Source organism: Leptolyngbya sp. FACHB-36 (genome assembly GCF_014695955.1).
Taxonomy (GTDB): Bacteria; Cyanobacteriota; Cyanobacteriia; order Leptolyngbyales; family Leptolyngbyaceae; genus FACHB-36.
Genome location: NZ_JACJPG010000012.1, coordinates 1 through 3,137, shown reverse-complemented (window position 1 = coordinate 3,137; position 3,137 = coordinate 1). Strand labels below are relative to the sequence as shown.

Sequence of the window (3,137 nt, the reverse complement as noted above, 5' to 3'; positions counted from 1 at the left end):
GCATTGAACGCCTCTCTGAGAATGATCAGGCTACGATCGCGCTGTCCTAAGCGGGTGAAGTAATTGGCGAGTGCGGTGAACGTTCGGGCTTTAGAAGCACTGTAGCTCGTGCTTAGGGTCCGAGTGACTGCAAATGCGTCCCCCACCACTGCCCCAGCCGCTTGAGGTGCCTGAGGGGGAACAGCCTGTATTAATTGCTCTAGCGGACTGGTGTAGGCTACGTTTTCGCCCAAGCTGCCGACCAATCTTTCCAGCAGGCTGATCTTGGCAGGGGAATTTGGCATGGCTCGAATTCGCTGAAGTGCACCAACGAGCAGTTGGGAGGCGTAGTCAACTTGTCCAATCGCGATCGCTTGCTCTGCCTGCCCAAAGATTGCATTCAACAACGCTTCCTCATATTGCTGCCGCTCTGTTCGACAGGTAAGGGCAGATGAGTTGGGTGTAGCTTGTGCCATCCTGAGCGGAACGGCTTGCGGCTGCACAGCTAAACCATTGGCGTTTACCCCTTTGGGAAACTGCCAAGCAACCGAGACGCTCAGGCACAGTAGGGCAGCCACGCTTCTTAAACCTTTGTCAGCTTTGAATTGAATCACGTTTATTAATGGTTGATCGATCGATGGAAAACACATTAAAGAAGACGTCATGTCATCAGCAATCAGTTGCACTAACTGCCATCCTGCTAGGAAGTAAGCTGCCAGATGCGAATCACGTCACCCTCTTCATCCGTGTTGAGAAAAAATCGACCATCGGGGCTGAAGCGCAAGCGCTGAGGACCGGGGGCATTTGCAGGCAGGTTATGCAGCAATTGATTGGTGCTGAGGTTCCACAGGCGGATGTGGTTGTGGTAGCCGATCGCCAGTGTTCGACCATCAGGACTCATGGCGATCGACTTAGGTGGAATGCCTCGAAACAGCGTGCGGCTAAGCCTTCCAGTTCTGGCATTCCATTGTTTGAGAGAGCCGTCTGTGTAAGCAGCGATCAGTGATTCTGCATTGGGTGTTAGGGCGATCGCCACTGCTCCAACAGTGGAGCTAGTCGGTAAGGCGCTGACCAGTTGCCGAGTGCGAAGATTCCAGACTTTGGCGGTTCCGCTATTGCTGGCTGCCGCTAAGGTGTAGCCATCTGGGGTAATCATCCACATGTCTGCCCAAGCGCCAAACGTACCTGGGTATTGTTGCTGGGTGTTGAAGTTCCATAACCGGATGCTAAAGTCGCCACCTGTACCTGTTGCGTCCACAAGCGTCTGTCCATCCAGGGTGAGGGTGACAATCCCAACCCCACGAGTCCGAGCCGGAAAAATCGATCTCACTGATCCAGTTTGAGGGTCTCGAAGCTGAATTGCACCTTTAGAGTCAGCAGTAATCAGCGTTCGACGATCAGGCGACAGAAAAGCGGTGGTAAACCAGTCGTTCGGATTGTCGGCAGTAAAACTGAATTGTTGTTTGCCCGATCGCCAGTTCCACAGCCTGACCGATTTATCGGTGGTGCTGCTGGTTGAGATTAGCGTTTGCCCATCGCAGCTAAGGGTGAGGGAATAAACAAAGCTGGTGTGTCCATTTAACTCTTGTACCAACCTTGGTCGAACATTGGTGGGCAGTTGTGGGTAAGAGAACTGTGGACAAGCGGCTTGCGAGGAAGACTGAGCAGCAGCAGGGGAGGCAACCGTCAGACCGATTAAAGCCGCGATCGTGAGTGAATGAGTAAGCAATTTGCGCCCCATGAAAAAATTCCTGATTCAGAGGTTGGGTGAGAGGATCGGTGAGTTGGCAGCGATTGCACCCCACCAACCGGAAGTCGAATCTCCCCAGATATTGAATACACTAGCAAGCGGCTAGATTGCGGCAGGGCTTGTGCAAAAAGTTACACAATCCACGAGAAGATTGATTCTATTTATAAACTGGAAACAGAAGTAAAACGTTGGAAGCTATTTGAACTAGGGATAGAAGGTGAGGCAGTTTGATCAGCATGGGCGAACCCGAATTTAAAGTGATTTTTGAGGAGCTGACACCAAAACAGCGCAAAGTCTTGCAGCGATTCTTAGCAGGCGAAACCGACGAGGCGATCGCCACGGCGCTGTATCTAGAACCTTCTACGATCCGTCGCCATATTGCCAACATTTGTAAAGCATTTGGCTTCAGTAATGCCGAGGGAGAACATTATTCCCATCGAGAAGAGTTAATTGACTTGTTTGCTCGACATCGATCGGAGCTAGTCAATCCACAACTTGTTTATCAGGGAAAATTTGCCAATCTAGAATTTCCGGGCAGCCCCCTGACGCTGAAATCTCCGTTTTATGTTGAACGTCCTCCCATTGAGGAGCAGTGCCTTCAAGAAATTTGCAAACCGGGTGGCTTAGTTCGGATTCGGGCTCCACAATACATGGGTAAAACGTCTCTGCTCCATCGAATTTTGGCAAGGGCCAGCGAGATCAACTATGCGACGGTGCGGCTCAATTTGCGTCAGGCAGAAGCGGCAGTATTGGCTGATTTAGATACATTTCTGCGCTGGTTCTGCGTGAATCTCAGTCAGAAGTTGAATCTATCGGTACAGCTCGATGACTATTGGGATGGAGAACGGTTTGGCAGCCTGGTCAGCTGCACGACTTATTTTCAGTTCTGTATATTAGAGCGACTGCATCAAAATTTAGTCTTGGGTTTAGATGAAGTCGATTGGCTGTTTGAATTTCCTCAAGTCGCTCAAGGATTCTTTGCATTGCTGCGAAGCTGGCACGAGGAGGCAAATAATCTAGAAGTTTGGCAGCGATTACGACTGGTTGTTGCTCATTCGACTGAGGTTTATATTCCGCTCAACCTGAATCAGTCTCCCTTCAATGTTGGGCTGCCAATTCGTTTACCGGAACTCTCGATCGAGCAGGTGCAATGGTTGGCAAAGCAGTATGGCTGGCACAGTTCAATTCAAGCGATGCAATCACTGGTTTCAATGGTAGGCGGACATCCATACCTATTGCAGTTGGCGTTCTATCATTTGCAGCAGGGTAAGACGCTAGAGCAATTGCTGCAAGCGGCTCCAACGCAAGCAGGGATTTATCGAGATCATCTCCGTCGCCACTGGCAAGTGCTGCAAGATTATCCAGAGCTACAAACTGCACTCGATCGCGTCATCGCTAATGAGCCGCA

At 50.6% G+C, this 3,137-nt stretch carries 3 protein-coding genes; 1 reads left to right on the top strand and 2 read right to left on the bottom strand.

Annotated elements, in window-relative coordinates:
• On the bottom strand, positions 1-557 hold a 557-nt coding region (locus H6F43_RS00125; protein ID WP_190340016.1), incomplete at its 3' end, for a hypothetical protein.
• A gap of 122 nt (positions 558-679) precedes the next feature.
• Positions 680-1,720, bottom strand: a complete 1,041-nt coding sequence (locus tag H6F43_RS00120) for a hypothetical protein (protein ID WP_190340015.1) — start codon at positions 1,718-1,720, stop codon at positions 680-682.
• 245 nt (positions 1,721-1,965) lie between these two features.
• Here H6F43_RS00120 and H6F43_RS00115 point away from each other — a divergent pair.
• Positions 1,966-3,137: AAA-like domain-containing protein (locus H6F43_RS00115; RefSeq protein WP_190340014.1), on the top strand; the 1,172-nt coding region annotated here is incomplete at its 3' end.

What these genes read in the sequence shown, in the direction of transcription:
- H6F43_RS00120 (WP_190340015.1), bottom strand. Translation starts at nt 1,720, where the DNA reads ATGGGGCGCAAATTGCTTACTCATTCACTCACGATCGCGGCTTTAATC.